The sequence below is a fragment of the Bacillus sp. FSL K6-2869 genome, from assembly GCF_040869405.1.
GTDB lineage: Bacteria > Bacillota > Bacilli > Bacillales > Bacillaceae > Bacillus > Bacillus altitudinis.
In genome coordinates, this window is the sequence record NZ_CP152035.1 from 2,615,097 (window position 1) to 2,637,644 (window position 22,548).

Here is a 22,548-nt window from a genome sequence, read left to right on the forward strand (position 1 = left end):
GGAGAATTCGAATGGGATATGATCCATTAATTTCAGCATTACGAAAATATAAACATAACGATTTGATAATAGAATGGAAAAACGGTTTAAAAGTTATTGGGGAATCTGACACGCTTTATGAAACAGATAACGGATTGGAAGATGACGATGTCAATTATACAGAATATGACGCAGTCGCATTTCAAGTTAATAACATCTTATCGCCCCCCGCTAATAACGACTGTGATATATACGATTGGTTAAAGCAAGAAAAAAGTCCCTTAATTGAAATTTCACTTTATAAAGATACACCAAATGCAGTGTATTTAGCAGACGGTCAAAAATTATGGGAATTGGACAGTGATGATTAACAAATGAAAGCCCTCTCTAAATTAGAGAGGTTTTTCATTTGTGTCTGTTTTAAATATATTTAGTCGCTACCTTCAAAAATAACTCTATTTTTCAATTTATACATTTTTGATTTTGATCCATTTACGTTCATAGTCATTGAAGCAACTGAACAAAAATCAGCCACCCATTTGATAGGTTCTTTGATACAAAGACAGGGAACGGAAACACTTGAAAATAAATCAGCTACCAATCCGCTCCCAAAACCTTAATTTGAAGCGATAAACAACCTTATGTTCCAAGAAACAAAAAAGCCTGAAATCCTTTCATATCAAGGATTTCAGGCTTTTAATTTAGTACGTCCCAGGAGAGATTCGAACTCCCGACCGACGGCTTAGAAGGCCGTTGCTCTATCCTGCTGAGCTACTGGGACATGTTGTTATGTAGTGTGCTTTGGTGTATTACCTCAGCGACAAGATTTATTATATTACTATTGTTCTTTAAAGTCAACGGTTTTTCGAAAGTTTTTTCATAAGGGGCAAATGCTGCACCCTTATGAAATACCTTCCAATGTGACAGTGTTTTCGAGGTCTTGTATGACGTGACCTTCGTCCGTGAAAAACTGTACGTTTGCTTCGCTTCCATCTAGTGTTAGTATAGCATAGCTGCGCTCTTTGCGCACTCTTGGCAGGTGCACGCTGCCTGGGTTAATGAGCAGTTTTCCTCTTAGCAGTTCACTGCCTGGGATGTGCGAGTGGCCAAAGCAGATAATGTCTGCGCCTAGCTCTTCTGCACGGTAGTAGACTTGAAGCAAGGATTGTTTGATGCCATGCAGATGTCCGTGAGTGAGAAATAGTTTTCCGCCTCCATCCAATGGGAGCAGGAGTTCTTCTTCAAAATCGCCCATAAAGTCACAATTTCCTTTGACGACTTTGTATCCTTCGAGTGCTGGGTGGTTCGTTTCGAGTTCTGAATCTCCGCAGTGAATCATCATGTCCACTTCAGCCGCATGCCGTTTGGCAATGGTTTGAAGTTCGTCTGTGAGTCCATGACTGTCACTAATGATGAGTATCTTCATGGCTTCATTCCCCCTTATTCATTTGCGTCTAGCAGTGATGAAAGCTTTTGAAGCGCGACCGCTCGATGGCTGATCTTGTTTTTTTCCTCTGGTGATAACTCGGCCATCGTCTGGTCTTTGTCTTTGACGATGAAAATTGGGTCGTATCCGAAGCCGTTTTCGCCGATCGGTTCTTCTGCGATAAAGCCTTCTACTGATCCTTCTACCGTTTTTGTTTCTTTCCCCGGTATACTGACAGCCAGGGCACATCTAAATCTAGCAGTGCGGTCTTCTTTTTCGATACCTTGCAGCTCATTCAGCACCTTTTCCACGTTCTCGGCATCGTCTTTATGCTCGCCCGCGTACCTCGCTGAATAGACGCCAGGTTTTCCGCCAAGGTAATCAATCGACAGACCCGAGTCGTCTGCAATCACCATTTCACCTGCTTTGGCTTGAATGGCCTCGGCTTTGATGATCGCATTTTCTTCAAAGGTATGTCCTGTTTCTTCAATCTCTTCCGTAAATCCGATGTCCGCTAGTGTTTTGACCGTGAATCCTTTTGGCTCAAGAATGGCTTTGAATTCTTTCGCTTTGCCCGCATTGTGCGTTGCGATGATGGCAGTTTTCATCCTGATCAAACCCTTCTCTTTATTCGATAACTTCTCCTGTCACTGCTTTTTGCTTTTCAATTAATTCTTTGATGCCTTTTTCGGCTAAATCAAGCAGTCCGTTTAGTTGTTCTCTTGAGAATGTCGCTTCTTCGCCAGTACCTTGAAGTTCAACAAAGCGTCCAGCGCCTGTCATGATGACATTCATATCCACTTCAGCTGAAGAATCTTCTTCATAATTTAAATCTAACAGAAGTCCCTGTTTAGAATCAATTCCGACGGATATTGCGGCTAAATAATCAGTGATCGGATTTTCTTTCAAAACGCCTGCTGATTGAAGCTTTTGAATCGCTAGTGTCATGGCCACAAATGCACCTGTGATAGAAGCTGTGCGTGTTCCACCGTCTGCTTGAATGACATCACAATCAATCCAAATGGTGCGTTCACCAAGCTTTTCTAAGTCAACGACTGCGCGCAGAGCTCGTCCAATTAAACGCTGGATCTCCATTGTACGTCCTGTGACTTTTCCTTTAGATGATTCTCTTATCGTTCTTTGAGCCGTTGCTCTAGGAAGCATGCTATATTCTGCTGTAATCCAGCCTTTTCCTTCTCCTCTTAAAAAAGGAGGTACGCGGTCCTCGATAGATGCGTTACAAATCACCTTCGTATTTCCCGCTGAGATTAAGACAGAGCCTTCTGGGTGCGTGATGTAGCCTGCCTGTATTTCAATTTTTCTTAATTCGTCGTATTGTCTTTCATCTAATCTCATGTTTTACCTCCGTTACAATATACATTCCGCGCGGGTGTCAGCGGGGTTCTCCTATTAACTTTGACAACCTCGATCCGTTCTAATCGCTTGGAATAAAAAAGAGGCAGCGAATGTGCATGCCTCTTTTTCTCCATTATATCAATGTGTGACGTTAAAAACTACCTGTATTCACTTGTTCTGGTCTTGAAACTGGCTTTGTGAGTTCTGTTCCTTTTTCGTTCACAAGCTCTGCCTTTCCGTTTACCTTCACAGACACGCTTTTCACATCTGGCAGCTCTGTTAATGTCAGCACAATGCTATCAAGAACTTTTTGTGAAATGACCTTTTTCTTTTCATCTGCACTGCCAAAAATGGATTCATTGAAATCTAGTGTCACATGACCGTCTTTTACTTTCGGGACATCATTGAGCTTCACATCTTGATCAAAGTCTGTCAGCAATTGGCTTGTTTTGCTTGGCCCAGAGACGAGCTCATCAATGGCTGCTGTAATTGGATCATCATCGTCTTTTGGCGCTCTTTTGGTCACCGGGACATAGTACGTCTGTTTGTCAGATTCAGCTAAATAGTAGACGGTCACAGGCTTTGTCGATGTCATATCAGCCGCAGCCTCGTGCTGAATATTAATGCCGTCCTCTCTGCTTAAATCATCTGAAATCGGCGTCCCATTCACAGGCATCTCTTTTAATTCATGGCCATTCATCTTTAATTTGACTTTGGCTACTGAATCAAACTGCGTTAATGTCCAAGTGACCGATTGCAAAATGCGCTGTTCGTCTTCTTTTTTATAGTTTTTGAATTCATTTGAGAAATCCACAACCGCAGTGCCATCTTTAATATCGACAGATACGCTCGTGTCCGCCGGCAGCACGGCTCTGAATCCATTTGGCATCAGGTTAGAAATCGGTCCCCCGTCTACGAGGTATTCAAGTGTTTGTTTCGCACTTCCTTCGTTTTTCGGTAGCGGAATGGATTGAGACACAACATACCCATTTTTATCAATTAAATATAATTCTCTCATGACGGTATCTGCTTGCTTCTCTTCTTTTCCTTCTTTCGCTGTTTGTTTCTCTTCTTTATTTTCTTTCACAAACGTGACATTTTGTGGTGGATCAATCTCTGTTTTCGCTTGGTCTGTTTGAAACAATCCGCATCCTGATAAAAGCATGGCTGACGCAATACACGTAACAGCTGCTGTAGTTCCTTTTTTCAGCATACTTCACCCTCCTCTAGTGGTTTGTACTAGTATGTATACGAGCTCCCTCAGAGGATTAGACCCTTTTCATAAAAAAATAACCCACTTCCATGAGAAGTAGGTTATTGCTGATATACGTGTTCAAGCGAAACCGTTTCGACCTTTCCTGGCAGGTAGCCGAACCAGTCTTGAGCGATATTTTGAAAGTTTTGCTGCTGCCCTGTTGTATAAAAAGTATGAACAGGCTCTTCCTTCGAATCATTTAACAGCCCTTTATATGAAAGAATGGTGCTCGCTTCTCTCGCAGTCTCGTCTCCTGAAGAAATGATGTTGACGCCACTGCCCATAAAGCGCTGAATCGGTTCTTTTAAAATCGGGTAGTGCGTGCAACCAAGAATGAGCGTATCAATGCCTGTTTCTTTCATCGGTTCAAGAGAAGCCTTTACGACTTCATCTGCTGTATGATCTAAAAACGTACCACTTTCCACAAACGGCACAAGCATTGGACATGCCAGACTTTGAACAGTTAGTCCTGCTTTTAAAGAAAGCAGTGCTTCTTTATAGGCTTCACTTTTGATCGTATTGGCAGTGCCGATCACGCCAATATGCTGATTGTTTGTCACTTTGATCGCTGTGCGGGCTCCGGGCTGGATCACGCCAATGACCGGGATATCAAGTGTTGCTTTAATTTCATCAAGTGCTATCGCCGTCGCAGTATTACACGCAATGACAAGCATTTTAATATGGTGGTGTCTTAATAGGTAGTGCGCCATTTCCCATGTATATTGAAGAACCTCTTCTTCTGCTCGAGGGCCGTATGGACATCGTTTTGTGTCGCCTACATAAATAATTTTTTCTTTTGGCAGTTGTCTCATGATTTCCTTCGCAACGGTTAAACCGCCTACGCCGGAATCAATCACGCCGATTGGTTGATCCAACAAAATCGCCTCATTTTCTTTTCATTTGCTGCTGTAGTTTCGTTAAAGATTGGTTGAAAACGATGGCTTCTTCTTCTGAGAAAGCCCCTAGAAGTTCACTGACGTATTCTTGGCGTTTGACAATCACTTCTTGAATGATCCGCTCACCTTCAGGTAATAAATGAATGCGAACCACGCGGCGGTCAGACGGATCTTTCACCCGTTCAACAAGTTCACTTTTTTCCATTCGATCAATTAAATCGGTTGTCGTGCTGCAAGCCAAATACATCTTTTGTGATAGCTCACCTATTGTCATATCTCCGAATTCATAAAGCCACTGAAGCCCTACAAATTGAGGAGGTGTAATCGTATATTGATTCAGAATTTCTCTACCTTTTTGCTTAATGATTGCAGCAATATGGCGCAATGATTTTTCAATTTCTGCAACATGGCCTGACTCATTCGTTTCCATTTCATTGATACCTCACTATAGCATCTCACTTTGATTAAAACGTACATTCCTATTTTCCTCGTTTTTCAAAGAAATTGCAAGAAGAGACTCATGGAAACGATATAGAAATAACCGGCTCCTCCCTGGTGCGGAAGGAAAACCGGCTGACGTTAGAGCTCTAGCTCACCCATACGCAGAAGCTCGACTACGGCCTGTGAACGACCTTTAACTCCTAGCTTTTGCATGGCATTCGAAATATGATTTCGAACAGTCTTTTCGCTAATAAAAAGCTCGCTTGCAATTTCTTTTGTTGTTTTATCTTGGACGAGCAATTCGAATACTTCTCTTTCTCTTTTGGTTAATAGCGGCTTGGATTGAAACTCTTTCTCCTTCAAGTATTGTAACCCTCCTTGCTAAGGTGAGAGCTCTAGTCTCTATAGAATGGGATTCTGTATAGTCGAGATATCATATGCCGGGTACTTGAGGTAGGTGACGTTAAAATCGAGAATTCCCGCAGATCAGCGTCCAATTTCCTCGCCTTCAAACCGCACAAAAAAGGACGAGTCCCCTATAGAGACATCGTCCTTTATCAAACAAGCTTTTAAAATATCGAAATGGCTCCTGTTAAAAGAGCAATAAGTGTTGTAAACAGGGCTGTGAGTACGGTCCATAGCAGTGCGTACTTTTGCAAATCACCAATATCTTTATTCAGCATACTCACAAGCAGTAATGTGGAAGCGACAAGCGGACTCAGTAAATGGACAGGCTGTCCGATAATAGAGGCGCGCGCAATTTCCACTGGATCAATTCCGTAAGCTGCACCGGCCTCAGCTAAGATTGGCAGCACCCCGAAATAATAAGCATCATTTGAAAGAACAAATGTAAATGGCATACTCGTCAACGCGACAATGAGTGGAAAAAATGAGCTGTATGAATCTGGAATCATGTAAATGACCAAGTTAGCAATGGACTCCACCATTTTTGTTCCCGAAAAAATGCCTGTGAAAATTCCTGCTGCAAACACAAGGGTAATGACCGTTAAAGCATTTCCTGCATGCGATAAAATCCGCTCACGCTGATCTTCAACTTTTGGATAGTTGATCATAAGCGCAATGACAAAGCCAATGAGAAAGAGTACAGGAATCGGTACGATATCCAATACAAGTGTGGCCATGACAGCAATCGTCAGGAAGAAGTTGACCCAAATCAAGTTTGGTCTCTTCATATCAGCTACGCCATCTTCAATTGATGCCGCCAATTCAGGAGAGATCGAGACCTCTTCTTTATACTGAATCTCGGCAACCCCAATGCGCTTCCGTTCTTTTTTTCCAAGAACATACGCTGTAAAAAGGATAAAAAGACCGCCCCCTATCATCGTCGGGAGTAATGGAATGAAGAATTCCGCTGCATCTAAACCAAGTGCAGCAATCGCACGAGTAGCTGGACCGCCCCAAGGCGTCATTCCACTCATAATGCCTAGTGATAATAATGAAATCGTCCCTAAAATCAGCGGGTTCATCCCAATTCTTAAGAAAAGTGGCAGCATAGCTGATACGGTAATCATGTACGTTGTGGTCCCATCACCATCTAATGCAACAAGCATAGACAAAATCGCTACCCCAAAAGCAATTTTGACCGGATCGCCTTTCACAAGACGTAAAATCAGTTTGATCAATGGGTCAAACAATCCAGCATCCAGCATGACACCGAAGAATAAGATGGCAAATAACAATAAAGCAGCAGATGGTGCAACGGTCTTGAGTCCATCAAGCATCATGTCCCCTAATCCGCTGTAAAATCCACCGATTAATGCAAAGATGATTGGCACAACGGTGAGAGCCACCACCGGATGCATACGTTTTGTCATAATAAGAAATGTAAAAGTCACGACCATCAAGATCCCTAAAATAGCTAGCACTTCATATCCCTCCATCCTCTTCTTTACACGATCCACAAGCGCCCCTTTTGCACTTGCGGCCCGAAATGTTAGCGCTTTCTATTTCAAGGATATAATAGCTTTTTTTATAATGAAAATATCGATTTTTTCGTCTATTCAATAAATTTTTTTTATAATTAGCCTTGCTGACTTCTTAAAAACTCAATGAATGCTTTCACAACAGACAAATGAAGGGAATCCGGCTGGTACATGAGCCATGTATCTCTTAAAACAGGCTGTCCATCTTTATACGAAAGACCTTTTACAAATAGCTCATCACTTGGTCTGAGGCAAATTTCCGGGACAATGGCATAACCTAAACCATGCTTCACCATCTCTTTTGATGTATCTTGCCTGTCTGTCTCCATTGTCACAAGCGGAGGCATCGTGAACGTCTCCTGCCACCATCTGTTAATCAATCGTTTTAATGAACTATCCGTGTGATAGTCAATGAGCGGCAGCTTAGGAAGATCCTTTAGCTGTATTTCTGATTTTGAAATGATACAAAGCCGTTCTTTATCAAGCAAAAATCGCTCTCCATTCCAGTCGTAATCTCCTCTTAAAATCCCTAAATGTACACTTGATGTACCTAATAAATCCATGACTTTTGTGCTCCATCCTGTGTTCACCATAAATTGAACATGTGGATACTGCTTAGAAAACTCTCTTAAAATTTCCGGCAGTTTATATTGAGCAAAGTTACTCGACACCCCTAGTCGGATCGTTCCTTTGACCTTTTTTTGCATATTGAGCATGCCATCTTTCGTTTGCTGGAGCTGCTTGAGCATGTCATTTGCGTATTTAGCCAAGTATTCGCCCTCTGATGTAAATTCAATTCCTCGTTTTCTTTTAAAGAAAAGCTTCATGTCAAATTCCTCTTCAAGCTGTTTCAATCGATAACTTAAGGCAGGCTGCGAGACAAATAATTTTTCTGCCGCTTTTGTGATGTTCTTCTCTTCATATAGCACCTTTAAAAACCGCCAATCTTTCTCATCCATTGTGTGCCCTCCTTTTGACCTTGTTATAAAAATAATTTATCGTTTTCTCTTAAAATAATGTATTTAACTTATTTCTTATTATACTTTACCATTTTGATTAGATAAATAGTAACTAAACAATTGAGGGTGAGATCAATGAGAAAAGTTCCAATCACAATCATGCGAGGCGGTACAAGCAAAGGGGTCTTCATTCAAGCCAATGATGCACCATATGAACACGATGAGCTCGAAGCATTTTTATTAGACATTATGGGCAGCCCTGACCGGCTACAGGTTGATGGAATCGGGGGCGGTAATTCTTTAACAAGTAAGGTGGCCATTATCGATAAAGCCACTCGTCCAGATGTGGATGTGAACTATACGTTTGCACAAGTCAGCATCAATGAAAGATTTGTCGACTTTAAAGGAAACTGTGGGAATATCTCATCAGCAGTTGGGCCGTATGCCATCATTAAAGGACTTGTCGAAGCAGTTGAGCCTGTCACAACAGTACGTATTCTGAATACCAACACGAATAAAATCATTGTGGCAGAGGTAGAAGTCGAGAACGGAGAAGTGAAATTTGAAGGACAGGCAGAAATTCCAGGAGTGAAAGGAACAGGTTCTCCCATTTATTTATCCTTTGAGAAACCTGAAGGCGCTGTCACAGGTAAAACCTTTCCGACTGGAAACAAAATGGATACGATCCAGACAAAGTTTGGAGAGATTCCGATCTCAATCGTTGACATTGCAAATCCAATCGCCTTTGTCCGTGCCAAAGATATTCAATTAAAAGGAACTGAATTGCCTGAGGAGTTTACAGACGAATTGCTGGATGATTTAGAAGAGATTCGTTCCATCGCTGCTGAAATGTGCCACTTTGCACCAAAAGAACTGGCCACATTACAGTCTCCAGCTGTTCCTAAGCTTGCAATTATTAGCGAGCCTGCTGATTATGTAGATACAAATGGAATATTGAGAAGAGCAGCAGATATGGACATCATCGTTCGGATGCTATCGATGCAAAGACCGCACCAAGCACTTGCCATTACCGGATCTGTCTGTGTGTCAGCCAGCTGTTTCATGGATCAAACGCTTCCGGCACAGCTTTTTCAAGGTCAAGATGATACACTTCGAATTGGTCATCCTGCTGGTATTATGCAAACTGAAATTGATATCTCACAAAACAGAGTAAAAGTCATTCGAACCGCAAGAGAAATTCTAGATGGAGTGGTCTTTACAAAAAAAGACTACATGGTTCAACCTCAAATAAAAAGAGAAGCATAAATGAGACGTCATCTTGTCGACAAAGAGCTAAAATAAACTGATTTTAGCTCTTTGTCTTTTTTTCAGTGTGAAGATCTTAAAGCAACTCCGTTCTAACACCGAATGCAACGGTTTGTCTCCACACTAATCGAACAAGAAATTGTCTACTTGGGCGGTGCATCAATATCTCCTGCTGAATGGGCTTTTATATGTCCTTGATCATCTTTTAACTGAATATGACCATAACGGTTCACACCACAGCAAATCCCTTCCTGCCATGTTTGCTTTTCACGATCTAATGAAATACGAAGCGGTTGATTCAGCCGATATAATCGTTTGTTATAGAGGGCTATGAGGGCTTCAAATCCTTCCATTTGCCAGCGTGCATGGTATTTTTCAAAGGCCGCTGCCAAATCTTTCACTAGCTGGTCCGCTTTCACCTCAGTCAGTTCTGATAGGCAAACGGTTTTATACGGAACGTGCTCGGGCTTTGTCTCTACATTGATGCCCACACCGATGTAAATGGCGCTGCGGTCTGCTTCAATTAATGTGCCAGATACTTTCGCTTCATTAATCAATAGATCATTTGGCCATTTGATTGCCAGTTGATCCTCTGCTCTCATGAGTGGTTTGAGTACATCATAAATGGCGAGTGCCGTCAGCGGGGCAATCGTTGATTGGGTGGAGATATCTACTGGCGGTTTTACTGTCATCGTGACAGCTACATTCCCTGTAGGCGTTTCCCACGGTCTGCCAAGCCTGCCTCTCCCTGCTGTCTGTTGCCGGGCATATACAGCAAATGAAGGGGTTTCTCCTTGCTGAATAAGCCTTTTCGCTTCATTATTTGTACTATCAATGGTGTCGTATTGAAAAATCTTCATGTGCTCTCCTTTTGTTTCATCTTCATATGATCTTTTTATTATAACAAAATGAAGCATTCACCCGTGATTCTTTAATGTCGCTGGGCCTGAAAAGTCTCTTTTTCCTCTTCTGTAAACGGTACAGGGGCACCGGTGTCTTTACTTATTTGCACCATGGTGACTGAGCCTGTAAAACACGGTTCTTGCTGTTCATTTTCTCCTAAATAATGAAGGATGAGAGAGCTTGATCCAACCTTTTCTGGCTTTACATACACACGCAGCCTCTCACCGATTTCCACTTGCTTGATGTAATCACATTGAAGGTTTGCCACGACCGTAATCGTCTCTCTCGCTCGCTTCATTCGTTTATCTACAATTCCCGTTTTTTGAAAGAAGGCAATCCGTGCCTCTTCAAAATACACAAACGGGGTGACATTGTTCATGTGACCAAACATATCCGTTTCTGAAAAACGGACGGTTGTTTCCACATAAAATCGAAACGATGCCCTCCACTCTTCAAATGGTTCTTCAATATATGACGGCAGCCTCATTTGATCCACTCCTTATTCGCAAACAAAACGCCTCTCCCGTATTGGAAGAGGCGTTTGTTATGTTTTTGCATCCAGCCTCTTGTAAACACTCATCATGATTGGCAAGGAGGACTGAATGTGATGTTATTCTGCGTGATCGCTTCCGAAGAAGTTACGGAAAGCTTGTAATGTTGTATCTCGGTTAAGTGCTGCAATTGATGTTGTGAGCGGGATTCCTTTCGGACAAGCCTGCACACAGTTTTGAGAGTTCCCGCAGTTTGCAAGACCGCCATCACCCATAATTTCTTCTAAGCGGTCAGACTTATTCATTGCACCTGTCGGATGTGCGTTAAATAGACGAACTTGTGAAAGCGGTGCAGGGCCCATAAAGGAAGACTTATCATTCACGTTTGGACAAGCTTCAAGGCAGACACCACATGTCATACACTTCGAAAGCTCATACGCCCATTGACGCTTTTTCTCAGGCATTCTTGGTCCAGGTCCAAGATCATATGTGCCATCGATCGGCACCCATGCTTTGACTTTTTTCAATGAATTGAACATACGGCTTCGATCAACCTGCAAGTCTCTCACAACCGGGAAAGTTTTCATCGGCTGAAGACGAATCGGCTGCTCTAGCTTGTCAATTAGTGCTGTACATGACTGGCGGGGCGTTCCATTAATGACCATGGAACAAGCGCCGCATACTTCTTCAAGACAGTTCATGTCCCAGTTAATAGCCGTTGTTTTTTCACCTTTTTTATTGACCGGGTTACGTCTGATTTCCATGAGTGCAGAAATGACGTTCATATTCGGACGGTAAGGGATTTCGAATTCCTCATCATAAGGCTTGCCATCTGCTGTATCTTGACGTGTGATAATAAATTGAATCGTGTTTTTTTCACTCATCTTATTTCTCCACCTTTTTCTTCGAGTAATCTCGTTTACGAGGTGCAATTAACGATACATCGACGTCCTCATAGTGGAATGCAGGTTTTTGGTTTTTCCCTTTGAACGTAGCCATCGTTGTTTTTAGGAATTCTTCATCGTTTCTTTCTGGGAATTCCGGTTTATAATGTGCGCCTCGGCTTTCATTCCGGTTATAAGCCCCAATCGTAATGACGCGTGCCAGCTGAAGCATGTTGTCAAGCTGACGCGTGAAGGCAGCGCCTTGGTTGCTCCATGAAGCTGTATCGTTGATGTTAATATGCTTATAGCGCTCCATCAGTTCTTCAATCTTCTCATCTGTTTTTAAGAGCTTCTCATTGTAACGAACGACTGTAACGTTGTCCGTCATCCATTCTCCAAGCTCTTTATGAAGCACATATGCATTTTCTGTGCCATCCATGCTAAGGATGTTGTCCCATTTCTCCTGCTCTTTCTTCACGGCACTGTCGAATGTTGCAGATGATAAATCTTCTGCAGACTTTTCAAGACCGCTAATGTATTTCACAGCATTTGGTCCAGCAACCATTCCGCCGTAAATCGCAGAAAGCAATGAGTTTGCACCAAGTCTGTTTCCGCCGTGCATAGAGTAATCACATTCTCCGGCAGCAAACAAGCCTTTGATATTCGTCATTTGATCATAATCAACCCATAATCCACCCATTGAATAATGAACAGCCGGGAAAATTTTCATCGGAAGCTTACGCGGGTCATCACCCATGAATTTTTCATAGATTTCAATGATTCCACCAAGCTTAATATCAAGCTCTTTTGGATCTTTGTGAGAAAGATCTAGGTACACCATGTTCTCTCCGTTGATGCCAAGCTTTTGCTCCACACATACGTCGAAAATTTCACGCGTTGCAATGTCACGCGGTACAAGGTTCCCGTATGCTGGGTACTTTTCTTCTAGGAAGTACCAAGGTTTTCCGTCTTTGTATGTCCAAACACGTCCACCTTCACCACGAGCTGATTCACTCATGAGACGCAGCTTGTCATCTCCTGGGATCGCTGTTGGGTGAATTTGAATGAATTCTCCATTAGCATAATGAGCACCTTGCTGATAAACGATCGATGCAGCTGATCCAGTATTAATCATAGAGTTCGTTGATTTACCGAATACGATACCAGGACCGCCAGTTGCCATGATGACAGCATCTGAACGGAAGGATTCGATTTCCATTGTCGTCAAGTTCTGCGCGACAATGCCTCGGCATACTTCCTCGTCATCTAAGACAGCGCCAAGGAATTCCCAGCCTTCATATTTCGTCACAAGCCCCGCTACTTCATAGCGGCGAACCTGCTCATCTAGTGCATATAATAACTGCTGACCTGTTGTCGCACCAGCAAATGCTGTACGGTGGTGCTGTGTTCCCCCGAAACGGCGGAAGTCCAGTAATCCTTCTGGTGTTCTGTTAAACATTACACCCATACGATCAAGTAAGTGGATAATGGACGGCGCTGCTTCACACATTGCCTTTACTGGCGGCTGGTTAGCTAAAAAGTCTCCGCCATATACCGTGTCATCAAAATGCTCATAAGGTGAATCTCCTTCACCTTTTGTATTGACCGCTCCGTTAATTCCGCCCTGTGCACAAACAGAATGCGAACGTTTCACAGGTACGATTGAAAATAGTTTAACAGCTGTTCCCGCTTCTGCTGCTTTGATAGTTGCCATGAGACCAGCTAAGCCGCCTCCGACAACGATGATGCTAGAATTACTCATTGTAGCCCCTCTCCCTCTTCTACTAATCTATTTCCTCTTAAACAAAAGCGAAAATTGCTCTTAGCCCTACATATGAAAGCGCTATAAATATACCTAATGTCACATATGTGGAGATTCTTTGTGAGCGTGGTGAAACTGTAATTCCCCAGCTGACAGCAAATGACCACAAGCCATTAGCAAAGTGGAAAATAGTAGATAAAACACCGACAATATAGAAACCTAGCATAAATGGAGAGCTTAAAATATTCGCCATCATGTCATAGTTTACTTCAGCTCCAAGCTGCGCTTGAATGCGTGTTTCCCATACGTGCCAAGTGACAAAAATCAATGTGATGATACCTGTAATCCGTTGCAGTCTGAACAACCAGTTTCTTAAGTAACTGAAGCGAGACGTGTTGTTTTGTGCCGTAAAGGCTATGTACACCCCATAAACAGCATGATAGATCAGTGGTAAGAAAATCACGAACAGCTCAAGTGCATATCTGAATGGAAGCTGTTCCATAAAGTGTGCAGCTTTGTTAAACGCCTCTGGTCCATTCGTCGCAAAGTGGTTAATCACTAAGTGCTGTACTAAAAATAGACCGACCGGAATGACGCCAAGCAAAGAATGCAATCTCCGATAAAAAAATTCTTTGTTCCCCGACATTACTTTACCCCCTAGTAAAAAAAGTGCAATTGCTTGAAAATTGTCTTACCCCCGCTTCTTTCAATTGTAAGCACTTTATTCAAATTTATTGACAATTTCATTTTACTCCTATGTCAAAAAAGCGTCAAGAAACCGCGTACATAAATTAAAATTTTCCGAAATTTAAAAGTTTTAAATCAAAATTCGTTTTACTACAATAAGAATTTCTTAGACTTCAGGGAAAACTCTGTCATCATATGCCCACATAAGCTATAATAAATTGTTGAAAGAGGGGAGCCATACAATGAATAAATTCGAATCTAACTTAGAACAGCTAAAAGAAATTGAAGTCAATGGATTTGCCTACGAGCTGATACGCGAAGTTCTGCTGCCTGACATTCTTGGTCAGGATCATTCATCTATGATGTATTTTGCGGGTAAACTGCTTGCTCGTAAATTTCCTCAAGAGTCATGGGAAAAGATCCCCGAATTTTTCCATGATGCCGGATGGGGAACTCTCACGATGGTCCATTCTAAAAAACAGGAAATTGAGTTTGAGCTCGAAGGTCCACTTGTATCGAATCGACTCAGCTATCAAAAAGAGCCATGCTTTCAAATGGAAGCAGGTTTTATCGCTGAACAGATTCAGCTTCTCAATGAGCACGTGGCTGAATCCTATGAACAAGTAAAAAAGCGTGCTGATAAAGTCATTTTAACCGTTAAATGGGATTTAAGAGACCCTAGCTAACACTGTTTATGAAAGGCGATGACTTCGTGTCACGCCTTTTTTATATACCCTTCTATCATAGCACAGTTGACGTACCGGTTTACGCACGTTTTTCTTTCTTCATATGCTGATGATTTCCAATATAAAAATGAGGTGTATCCTTTCATGGGATACACCTCTTTTGAAGATTTAAGAATGAGCTGCGGCGCTCACCTTTGATAATTCAAACGCATCATGAAGGGCTTCTACCGCTTTCACCATATCTTCACGATCAACGACTGTTGAGACTTTGATCTCAGACGTACTGACCATTTTCACTTGAATGTCTTTTTGAGCTAACACAGCGAACATTTCAGCCGCAACGCCTGGGTTTGAGACCATACCAGAGCCAACGATAGATACTTTGGCTAATTTGCTTTCTGTCTCAATCTGCTCATAACCAAGCGCACCTTTGTATTCTTCTAATACTTCAACTGTTTTAGACAAATCATCCGTTTTCACAGAGAAAGAGATGGAGGTCTGATTGGTGCTTGTGACAGACTGAATGATGATATCGACATTGATATTTTGCTTCGCAAGTGTCGTAAAAATAGTTGACAGCGTTGTTAAACCACTTGAAAGGCCGCATACCGTCACGCGTGTCATCTGATCTTCAAATGCAATGCCTCTTACAATTAAATTTTGTTCCATGGATGATTCCTCCTCAATTAACGTACCCGATTCATTTTCAATGCTAGAACGGACTTCTAGTGGGATTTGATAATTTTTCGCAAATTCGACCGCTCTCGGATGCAGCACACCTGCTCCTAAATTGGCTAACTCAAGCATTTCATCGTATGAAATGCCTGCAAGTTTTCGCGCAGACGGTACATAACGAGGATCTGTTGTAAACACACCTGGTACGTCCGTATAAATATCACATTTGTCCGCTTTGAGTGCCGCAGCTAGTGCCACTGCTGTCGTATCTGATCCACCACGCCCAAGTGTTGTAATATGTAGATCATCCGCAATTCCTTGGAAACCTGCTACAACGACGACTTTTCCCGCACTCAGTTCTTCTTTGATTCTTACTTCATCTATGTCCACGATTCTTGCATTTCCGTGCACCTTCTCTGTTTTCATCCCAGCTTGCCAGCCTGTAAAGGAAATGGCATCATAGCCTTTTGCTTGGAGCGCCATCGCTAATAATGAAATGGTCACCTGCTCACCAGTTGTCAGTAGCATATCCATTTCTCTTTTGCTTGGATCATCTGTGAGTTCTTTCGCTAGGTCTACTAGAACATCCGTTGATTTGCCCATCGCAGACACAACCACGACCACATCATTTCCTGCCTCGCGTTCAGCGATGACTCTCTCTGCGACATTGCGAATTTTTTCTGTCGAGCCAACAGATGTTCCACCAAATTTTTGTACAATTAGTCCCATGTCTACCACCCTTTTTCAAAAGATCACGTGTGAGAGAAGAGGCTGCGGAGACTGCTCTTTTCACTGCAAATAAAAAAGCAATGAGAGAACAAATCTCCCATTGCTTTAAAATCATCATCAAACGATGCAAACAATGAGATAGCCCTCCAAGAAATACATTCTTGACAGCCCTACATTTCTTCAATGTACAGCCAGCGAATAAAATGAGTGGATTTTATTCACTTCGGCGACGCTCCCCTTTCAGCCCTCTTCCTAGATCCCCTCGATCTCTGAAGGCTTACTCTTGAAGTTCGCACCTCTATCTTCAACAAACAACACGTTCATTTATTAAATTAGTCACATCTTAACAGACTTTTGGAAAAAGTACAATCTATTTTTTTAATGCCTCCATTAAAAGTTCAGCCGTTTGTTTCGGAATACCAGCGTCCTGAAAATCCTGGATAGAGGCTTCTTTCATCTTTTTCACAGAGCCAAAATGTTTAAGCAACTGCTTTTTGCGCTTTTCCCCGATACCTGGGACATCGTCTAGAATAGACTGGAATGCATTCTTCCCGCGCAGCTGCCGATGAAAACTAATCGCAAATCGGTGCACTTCATCTTGAATACGCTGCAATAAATAAAAGGCCTGACTATTCCGCTCCAGCGCAACAATTTCAAGCGTATCACCCATCATAAGATTCGATGTCCTGTGTTTTTCATCTTTCACTAGACCTGCCACAGGAACAGACAGATTTAATTCATTTTCGAGCACATCTATGGCTGCGTTGATTTGTCCTTTTCCTCCGTCGATTAAAATCAAGTCAGGAAGCGGCAGTTCATCCTTTAACACACGGGTATACCGCCTTCTAATGACTTCACGCATGGAAGCATAATCATCGGGCCCCTCAACGGTTTTAATTTTGTATTTTCGGTATTCCTTTTTATACGGCTTCCCGTCTTGGAAGACAACCATAGCGGATACGGGGTCTGCTCCTTGGATATTGGAGTTATCAAACGCCTCAATCCGGTATGGCATATAAATATTGAGTGCATCGCCAAGCTGCTCCACTGCACCAATTGTCCGTTCTTCATCACGCTCTATAAGCGAGAACTTTTCTTTGAGAGCAATTTTGGCGTTTTGGTGGGCAAGTAAAAGCAAATCCTTTTTCTTTCCTTTTTTCGGCTGATGAACATTCGTTTCAAGCAATTGCTCAATCATCTCTTGATCGACGCTGTCCGGCACCAAAATTTCTTTCGGCAGAAAGTGGTTGTTTTTTTCATAAAACTGCCCCATAAACGTGAGAAATTCTTCCTCAGGGTCTTGATACATCGGAAATAGGCTGACATCACGTTCGATTAATTTCCCCTGTCTGATGAAGAAGACTTGGACACACATCCAGCCCTTATCATAAGCATAGGCAAACACATCACGATCGGATAAGTCACTCATCGTCATCTTTTGCTTTTCCATCGTTGAGTCAATGTATGCGATTTGATCTCTCAGTTCTTTTGCCCGCTCAAATTCTAATTGTTCGGCCGCTTCTTGCATCTTTTCTGTTAATTCTTTCTTGATTTGCTGATGTCCTCCGTTTAGAAATCTTGTGATTTCGTCGACGAGCTGTTTATTCGTTTCTTCAGAAATGTCATACACACACGGAGCAAGACATTGCCCAAGATGATAATAAAGACAGACTCGGTCAGGGAGTGTCGCACATTTTCTAAGTGGATATAAACGGTCGAGCAGCTTTTTCGTTTCTCTTGCTGCTTGTACGTTCGGATATGGACCGAAGTATTTCCCTTTATCCTTTTTCACATTGCGGGTGACAATCAGCTTAGGGTGACGTTCATTCGTAATTTTAATAAAAGGGTACGTTTTGTCATCCTTGAGCATGACATTGTATTTCGGGTCATATTTTTTGATTAAATTCAGCTCTAAAATAAGTGCCTCAATATTTGAAGAGGTGACAATGTATTCAAAGTCTTCGATTTCACTGACAAGCCGCTGCGTTTTGGCATCATGAGATCCTGTAAAATAAGAGCGGACCCTATTTTTTAATACCTTTGCCTTTCCCACATAAATGATCGTATTTTGTCTATCTTTCATTAAGTAACAGCCTGGTTGATCAGGTAAGACTGACAGCTTTTCTTTGATCAATTTGTTCATTTTTTCATCCGTCCTTGTTTTCCTCTTTCACTCCTTCTAGTGTATCACGAACATTTGTTTTATACCACGATGAAAGAAAAGCGGCTCTCTATACGAGAACCGCTTTTGAGATCATGCCACGTGGGCATAGATCGGTTTATAGATGTTTGTTTACAAGCTCAGCTAGTGCTTCTTTTGGTTTGAAACCAACAGACGTTTCGACGACTTCACCGTCTTTTAAAACAAGAAGTGTTGGGATACTCATAACGCCGTATTTACCAGCAGTTTCTTGGTTATCATCCACATCAATTTTTACAATTTTCATTTTATCGCCCATTTCTTGATCAAGTTCTTCAAGAACTGGAGCAATCATTTTACAAGGTCCGCACCAAGGTGCCCAAAAGTCTGCAAGAACAACACCTTCTGCAGTTTCTTGTGAAAATGTTGCGTCAGTAGCTTTTACGATTGCCATTATTCATTCCTCCAATGTAAATTATGCTTTTTAGTATAGCATCTACCAATGTGACTTGCGAATGAAATGCTTACGAATCATTTTTTATGAAATGAATTAAAAAACAAACCGTATGATCGCACCAATAACAACAATCGCACCGATGATCATCAGAATGGTTCTAAGCATATGACATAACTCCCTTTCCGCTTCATTTACAATGTATGATGCCCCAACATTCTTCTCATCAAACATTGAAATATGCGATCAAGCCAGATCGACGGTCAACATTACAACCGACATAGGCGGCAGATCAATAGTCAGCTCGCCGTGCTTAACAGCAAATTGCCGAAAGTCCGCGGGCTGAATGGAATGAGGATCATCGAACGTGTTGTGCGCATTCATCCGATCAGCAGTCAGCACACGGCCAGCGACCTTCGTTTTTGTATCGATTCCCTCTATCGCAAGAGATACGTCTGCTTTTTCATGGGGATTCACATGACATAAACTAATATGCATCTTGTCAGATGATCGCGAGGCTGACACACTGACTTGAGGGATTTTTTCACCCCGGCGTTCATATGAAGGGGCATTCAATTCTACTTCAAGCGCTTCTTCTTCTTGATGCACTTGAAACATGTGAAATACGTGATAGGTAGGTGTCAGGAGCATCTTTTCGTCCTGCGTTAACACCATCGCTTGCAGCACATTGACGGTCTGGGCAATATTCGCCATATGAATCCGCTGGCAATGGCGATGAAAAATATGAAAATGCAAGGCACAGACTAGAGCATCTCTTAATGTGTTTTGCTGATACAAAAACCCTGGATTTGTCCCCGGTTCTGGATCATACCATGTCCCCCATTCATCAATAATCATCCCGATTCGCTTGTCTGGATCATAACGATCCATGATCTCTCCGTGATCTACAACAAGCCGCTCCATTTCAGACGCCTTTTTCAGCGTTGTAAACCACTCATCCTCATCAAAATCGGTCGCTGACCCTTTCTTCTCCCATGTTCCTGGGACCGTATAGTAATGCAAACTGAGCCCATCCATCCAAGGCGCTGCGCGCTCCATTAATACTTTTGTCCAATTCACATCATTTGAATTCGCACCGCATGCGATTTTGTAAATGCGCTGACCAGCAAATTCTCTCACATACGTTTGGTAGCGTTTATATAAGTCTGCATAATACTCTGGCGTCATATTTCCACCACATCCCCAGCTTTCATTGCCTACACCAACATACGTCAGCTCCCACGGTTCTTGTTTTCCATTTTGAATCCGCCAATCCGACATAGGTGTCCCCTTAGGAAATGTGATATATTCAATCCATTCTGCTAATTCTTGAACAGAACCGCTTCCAACGTTTCCACAAATATAAGGCTCACATTCAAGTAATTCACACAGTCTCATAAATTCATGTGTACCAAACGCATTTGATTCAACGGTGCCACCCCAATGAGTATTCACCATCGGCTTTCGTTCACTCAGATCACCGACGCCGTTTGCCCAATGATACTCGTCTGCAAAACAGCCGCCCGGCCACCTCAGCACCGGGATATGTAAGGCTTGAAGTGCCTTTAGTACATCGGTACGCATCCCCTCAATATGGTCAATCGATGAGTCTTTCCCTACCCAAATGCCGTCATAAATTCCTCTTCCTAAATGCTCTTGAAAGTGTCCATAGATGTGTTTAGAAATGCGTCCAATCACTTCATTCACTTTTACTGTCCCATTCACTTGTAAACCGCTCCTTTGTTTCGTGATGACATACAAAAAAACCCAGAATACCTAGGCATTCTGAGTGTATGAGCGTTAAGAATGGATATTCATCTTTTTTAACTCTTCATTTAAAAGCGGAACGACTTCGAATAAGTCACCGACAATTCCGTAATCGGCAATTTTGAAGATTTCAGCTTCTGGGTCTTTGTTGATCGCAACAATGACTTTACTGTTGGACATACCGGCTAAATGCTGAATAGCTCCTGAAATCCCGCAGGCAATGTAAAGGTCAGGTGTGACGACTTTACCGGTTTGACCAATTTGCAGGGCATAATCGCAGTAGTCAGCGTCACATGCACCACGCGAGGCACCGACTGCTGCGCCAAGCGTTTGGGCAAGTTCTTTCAGCGGTTCAAAGCCTTCTTTGCTCTTGACCCCCCTGCCTCCTGCGACAATGACCTTCGCTTCAGATAAATCTACACCTTCTGATGTTTTTTTAATGACTTCCTTCACGATCGTTCTTAGGTTTTGAATATCGACAGAAACTGGCGTCACTTCTCCGCTGCGTGACGCATCACGCTCCAGCGGTGCCACGTTGTTTGGACGGATAGTAGCCAAAAGCAGACGATCTGTTGAAATGACTTTTTCAAAAGCTTTTCCTGAATAAATCGGTCTAGTGAAAACAAGATGTTCACCGGTAACGCTTACATCTATTGCATCTGAAATTAAGCCTGTTTGCAGGCGTGCAGCTATTTTTGGTGACAAGTCTTTTCCGATCGATGTATGACCGAACAGCACTGCATCAGGATTGACTTGATCTAATATTGCTTGAAGCGCCTGCGCAAAACCATCAGACGTATAATAAGAAAGATGCGGGTGCTCGACGATCATCACATGATCCGCTCCATAATAAAGCAGTTCATCCGCTTGGTCTTTGACGTGATCCCCTATTAAAACGCCAATCACTTCACCGCCATCAGCCACCTCGTGAGCGGCAGCAATCGCTTCAAAAGTCACATTTCTTAATTTACCGTCACGACTTTCTCCAAGTACAACAACTTTTTTACTCATCCTTTAAGCTCCCCCTTGTTCTCGTGATATCGTAAAGTGGATGTTTAGATGACTTTTGCTTCATTTCTTAGCAGGTCTGTCAGTTCCTTGACCTGATCCTGAAGCTCGCCGCTCAGCACCTTGCCACCCTCTTTTTTCTCCGGTAAGAAACGTTCGATTGTTTTGATTTTATATGGCACATCGTCTTCATCTAAATCTAGATCGTCTAATTCTAATGCTTCTAAAGGCTTTTTCTTCGCCTTCATGATGCCTGGTAACGATGGATAACGAGGCTCATTGAGACCTTGCTGCGCGGTGACCACTAGCGGGAGCTCGGCAGAAATCACTTCTACATCACCCTCTGCATCTCGCTCAATTGAAGCTGAGCCGCCGTCGATTTGAATACTTGTAATGGTTGTGACATATGGAAAACCGAGTAATTCAGCAAGACGCGGGGCCACCTGTCCAGACCCGCCGTCAATCGCTACATTCCCTGCTAAGATCAAGGAAGCTTTTTTATCCTTGAGATAGTGATATAGAATCGTAGAAGCGGAAAATTGATCCCACTCCTCCAAATCATCTTCAACATTTAATAAAACGGCTTGATCGCAGCCCATTGCAAGTGCTGTTCTAAGTTGCTTCTCCGCATCTTCATTGCCAACTGTCACGACCGTTACTTCTCCCCCGTGCTCATCCCGAAGCTGAATCGCTTCTTCAATTGCGTACTCATCATAAGGATTAATAATGAACTCTGCCCCATCTTCTTGAATAGCACCAGACTGAATAGAGATTTTCTCTTCCGTGTCAAACGTACGCTTCATTAAAACAAAAATATTCATTCATTTCTCCCCCTTGTGTC

General features: G+C 42.5%; 23 protein-coding genes, 1 tRNA gene and 1 riboswitch. Of the genes, 3 read left to right on the forward strand and 21 right to left on the reverse strand.

Annotated elements, in window-relative coordinates; translation table 11 throughout:
• Nucleotides 1-11 precede the first annotated feature (11 nt).
• Nucleotides 12-350 carry a hypothetical protein gene (locus MHI58_RS13510; protein ID WP_017367747.1) on the forward strand — a complete coding sequence of 113 codons (339 nt, stop codon included), beginning with the start codon at nucleotides 12-14 and terminating at the stop codon, nucleotides 348-350.
• 336 nt (nucleotides 351-686) lie between these two features.
• Here the strand turns inward: MHI58_RS13510 and MHI58_RS13515 are convergent.
• The 10 genes from MHI58_RS13515 to MHI58_RS13560 all read right to left on the reverse strand — a co-directional run bounded on the left by MHI58_RS13515 (nucleotide 687) and on the right by MHI58_RS13560 (nucleotide 8,255).
• Nucleotides 687-760: transfer RNA gene (locus MHI58_RS13515), tRNA-Arg, on the reverse strand.
• 120 nt (nucleotides 761-880) lie between these two features.
• Complete coding sequence (locus MHI58_RS13520; RefSeq protein WP_008345914.1) at nucleotides 881-1,405, reverse strand: YfcE family phosphodiesterase; 525 nt, start codon at nucleotides 1,403-1,405, stop codon at nucleotides 881-883.
• 14 nt (nucleotides 1,406-1,419) lie between these two features.
• The gene (locus MHI58_RS13525; protein ID WP_007501598.1) at nucleotides 1,420-2,022 is read right to left on the reverse strand and encodes an XTP/dITP diphosphatase; all 603 of its coding nucleotides are present in this window, start codon (nucleotides 2,020-2,022) and stop codon (nucleotides 1,420-1,422) included.
• A 10-nt stretch (nucleotides 2,023-2,032) separates the two neighbouring features.
• Nucleotides 2,033-2,761 (reverse strand): ribonuclease PH, encoded by a 729-nt coding sequence (rph, locus tag MHI58_RS13530; protein WP_024718627.1) that lies wholly within the window; start codon nucleotides 2,759-2,761, stop codon nucleotides 2,033-2,035.
• A 151-nt stretch (nucleotides 2,762-2,912) separates the two neighbouring features.
• Complete coding sequence (locus tag MHI58_RS13535) at nucleotides 2,913-3,974, reverse strand: GerMN domain-containing protein (RefSeq protein ID WP_035701809.1); 1,062 nt, start codon at nucleotides 3,972-3,974, stop codon at nucleotides 2,913-2,915.
• 101 nt (nucleotides 3,975-4,075) lie between these two features.
• Nucleotides 4,076-4,894: a glutamate racemase gene (gene racE, locus MHI58_RS13540; RefSeq protein WP_089374140.1), complete on the reverse strand. Its 819-nt coding sequence runs from the start codon at nucleotides 4,892-4,894 to the stop codon at nucleotides 4,076-4,078.
• 7 nt (nucleotides 4,895-4,901) lie between these two features.
• Complete coding sequence (locus MHI58_RS13545) at nucleotides 4,902-5,342, reverse strand: MarR family winged helix-turn-helix transcriptional regulator (RefSeq protein ID WP_007501606.1); 441 nt, start codon at nucleotides 5,340-5,342, stop codon at nucleotides 4,902-4,904.
• A gap of 149 nt (nucleotides 5,343-5,491) precedes the next feature.
• Complete coding sequence (gerE, locus tag MHI58_RS13550) at nucleotides 5,492-5,716, reverse strand: spore germination transcription factor GerE (RefSeq protein ID WP_003184172.1); 225 nt, start codon at nucleotides 5,714-5,716, stop codon at nucleotides 5,492-5,494.
• Nucleotides 5,717-5,922: 206 nt separating this feature from the next.
• Entirely contained in the window at nucleotides 5,923-7,239 is a 1,317-nt protein-coding gene (locus MHI58_RS13555; RefSeq protein WP_024718630.1) for a CitMHS family transporter, read from the reverse strand.
• Nucleotides 7,240-7,394: 155 nt separating this feature from the next.
• Nucleotides 7,395-8,255: a LysR family transcriptional regulator gene (locus tag MHI58_RS13560; protein WP_007501609.1), complete on the reverse strand. Its 861-nt coding sequence runs from the start codon at nucleotides 8,253-8,255 to the stop codon at nucleotides 7,395-7,397.
• A 135-nt stretch (nucleotides 8,256-8,390) separates the two neighbouring features.
• On the opposite strand from MHI58_RS13560, the gene MHI58_RS13565 reads away from it, so the two are divergent.
• The gene (locus MHI58_RS13565; RefSeq protein WP_041506759.1) at nucleotides 8,391-9,521 is read left to right on the forward strand and encodes a 2-methylaconitate cis-trans isomerase PrpF family protein; all 1,131 of its coding nucleotides are present in this window, start codon (nucleotides 8,391-8,393) and stop codon (nucleotides 9,519-9,521) included.
• A gap of 143 nt (nucleotides 9,522-9,664) precedes the next feature.
• Here MHI58_RS13565 and MHI58_RS13570 read toward each other — a convergent pair whose 3' ends face one another.
• From MHI58_RS13570 to MHI58_RS13590, 5 genes are all read right to left on the reverse strand, one after another.
• Nucleotides 9,665-10,381, reverse strand: a complete 717-nt coding sequence (locus MHI58_RS13570; protein WP_041506811.1) for a biotin--[acetyl-CoA-carboxylase] ligase — start codon at nucleotides 10,379-10,381, stop codon at nucleotides 9,665-9,667.
• A 71-nt stretch (nucleotides 10,382-10,452) separates the two neighbouring features.
• Nucleotides 10,453-10,911, reverse strand: a complete 459-nt coding sequence (locus MHI58_RS13575; protein WP_007501614.1) for a thioesterase family protein — start codon at nucleotides 10,909-10,911, stop codon at nucleotides 10,453-10,455.
• A gap of 123 nt (nucleotides 10,912-11,034) precedes the next feature.
• The gene (gene sdhB / locus MHI58_RS13580; RefSeq protein ID WP_008345969.1) at nucleotides 11,035-11,799 is read right to left on the reverse strand and encodes a succinate dehydrogenase iron-sulfur subunit; all 765 of its coding nucleotides are present in this window, start codon (nucleotides 11,797-11,799) and stop codon (nucleotides 11,035-11,037) included.
• A gap of 1 nt (nucleotide 11,800) precedes the next feature.
• Nucleotides 11,801-13,561: a succinate dehydrogenase flavoprotein subunit gene (sdhA, locus tag MHI58_RS13585; RefSeq protein WP_007501620.1), complete on the reverse strand. Its 1,761-nt coding sequence runs from the start codon at nucleotides 13,559-13,561 to the stop codon at nucleotides 11,801-11,803.
• Between the two features lie 37 nt (nucleotides 13,562-13,598).
• Nucleotides 13,599-14,207 (reverse strand): succinate dehydrogenase cytochrome b558 subunit, encoded by a 609-nt coding sequence (locus MHI58_RS13590; RefSeq protein ID WP_007501622.1) that lies wholly within the window; start codon nucleotides 14,205-14,207, stop codon nucleotides 13,599-13,601.
• Between the two features lie 283 nt (nucleotides 14,208-14,490).
• Here MHI58_RS13590 and MHI58_RS13595 point away from each other — a divergent pair, with 283 nt between their 5' ends.
• The gene (locus tag MHI58_RS13595; protein WP_008345974.1) at nucleotides 14,491-14,934 is read left to right on the forward strand and encodes a YslB family protein; all 444 of its coding nucleotides are present in this window, start codon (nucleotides 14,491-14,493) and stop codon (nucleotides 14,932-14,934) included.
• Nucleotides 14,935-15,102: 168 nt separating this feature from the next.
• Here the strand turns inward: MHI58_RS13595 and MHI58_RS13600 are convergent, their stop codons facing one another.
• The 6 genes from MHI58_RS13600 to MHI58_RS13625 form a co-directional block, all read right to left on the reverse strand.
• Nucleotides 15,103-16,338, reverse strand: coding sequence for an aspartate kinase (locus tag MHI58_RS13600; RefSeq protein ID WP_045034136.1), 1,236 nt, complete (start codon nucleotides 16,336-16,338; stop codon nucleotides 15,103-15,105).
• A gap of 131 nt (nucleotides 16,339-16,469) precedes the next feature.
• A riboswitch (Lysine riboswitch) is annotated at nucleotides 16,470-16,647 on the reverse strand.
• Nucleotides 16,648-16,708: 61 nt separating this feature from the next.
• Entirely contained in the window at nucleotides 16,709-18,481 is a 1,773-nt protein-coding gene (gene uvrC, locus MHI58_RS13605) for an excinuclease ABC subunit UvrC (RefSeq protein ID WP_041506756.1), read from the reverse strand.
• A gap of 136 nt (nucleotides 18,482-18,617) precedes the next feature.
• Entirely contained in the window at nucleotides 18,618-18,932 is a 315-nt protein-coding gene (gene trxA, locus MHI58_RS13610; protein WP_007501629.1) for a thioredoxin, read from the reverse strand.
• A gap of 246 nt (nucleotides 18,933-19,178) precedes the next feature.
• Entirely contained in the window at nucleotides 19,179-20,657 is a 1,479-nt protein-coding gene (locus tag MHI58_RS13615) for an alpha-N-arabinofuranosidase (RefSeq protein WP_045034137.1), read from the reverse strand.
• A 75-nt stretch (nucleotides 20,658-20,732) separates the two neighbouring features.
• A complete protein-coding gene (locus MHI58_RS13620) occupies nucleotides 20,733-21,710 on the reverse strand; it encodes an electron transfer flavoprotein subunit alpha/FixB family protein (RefSeq protein ID WP_017358243.1) in 978 nt (325 codons plus the stop codon).
• Nucleotides 21,711-21,754: 44 nt separating this feature from the next.
• Complete coding sequence (locus MHI58_RS13625) at nucleotides 21,755-22,528, reverse strand: electron transfer flavoprotein subunit beta/FixA family protein (protein WP_045034138.1); 774 nt, start codon at nucleotides 22,526-22,528, stop codon at nucleotides 21,755-21,757.
• Between the last annotated feature and the right edge of the window lie 20 nt (nucleotides 22,529-22,548).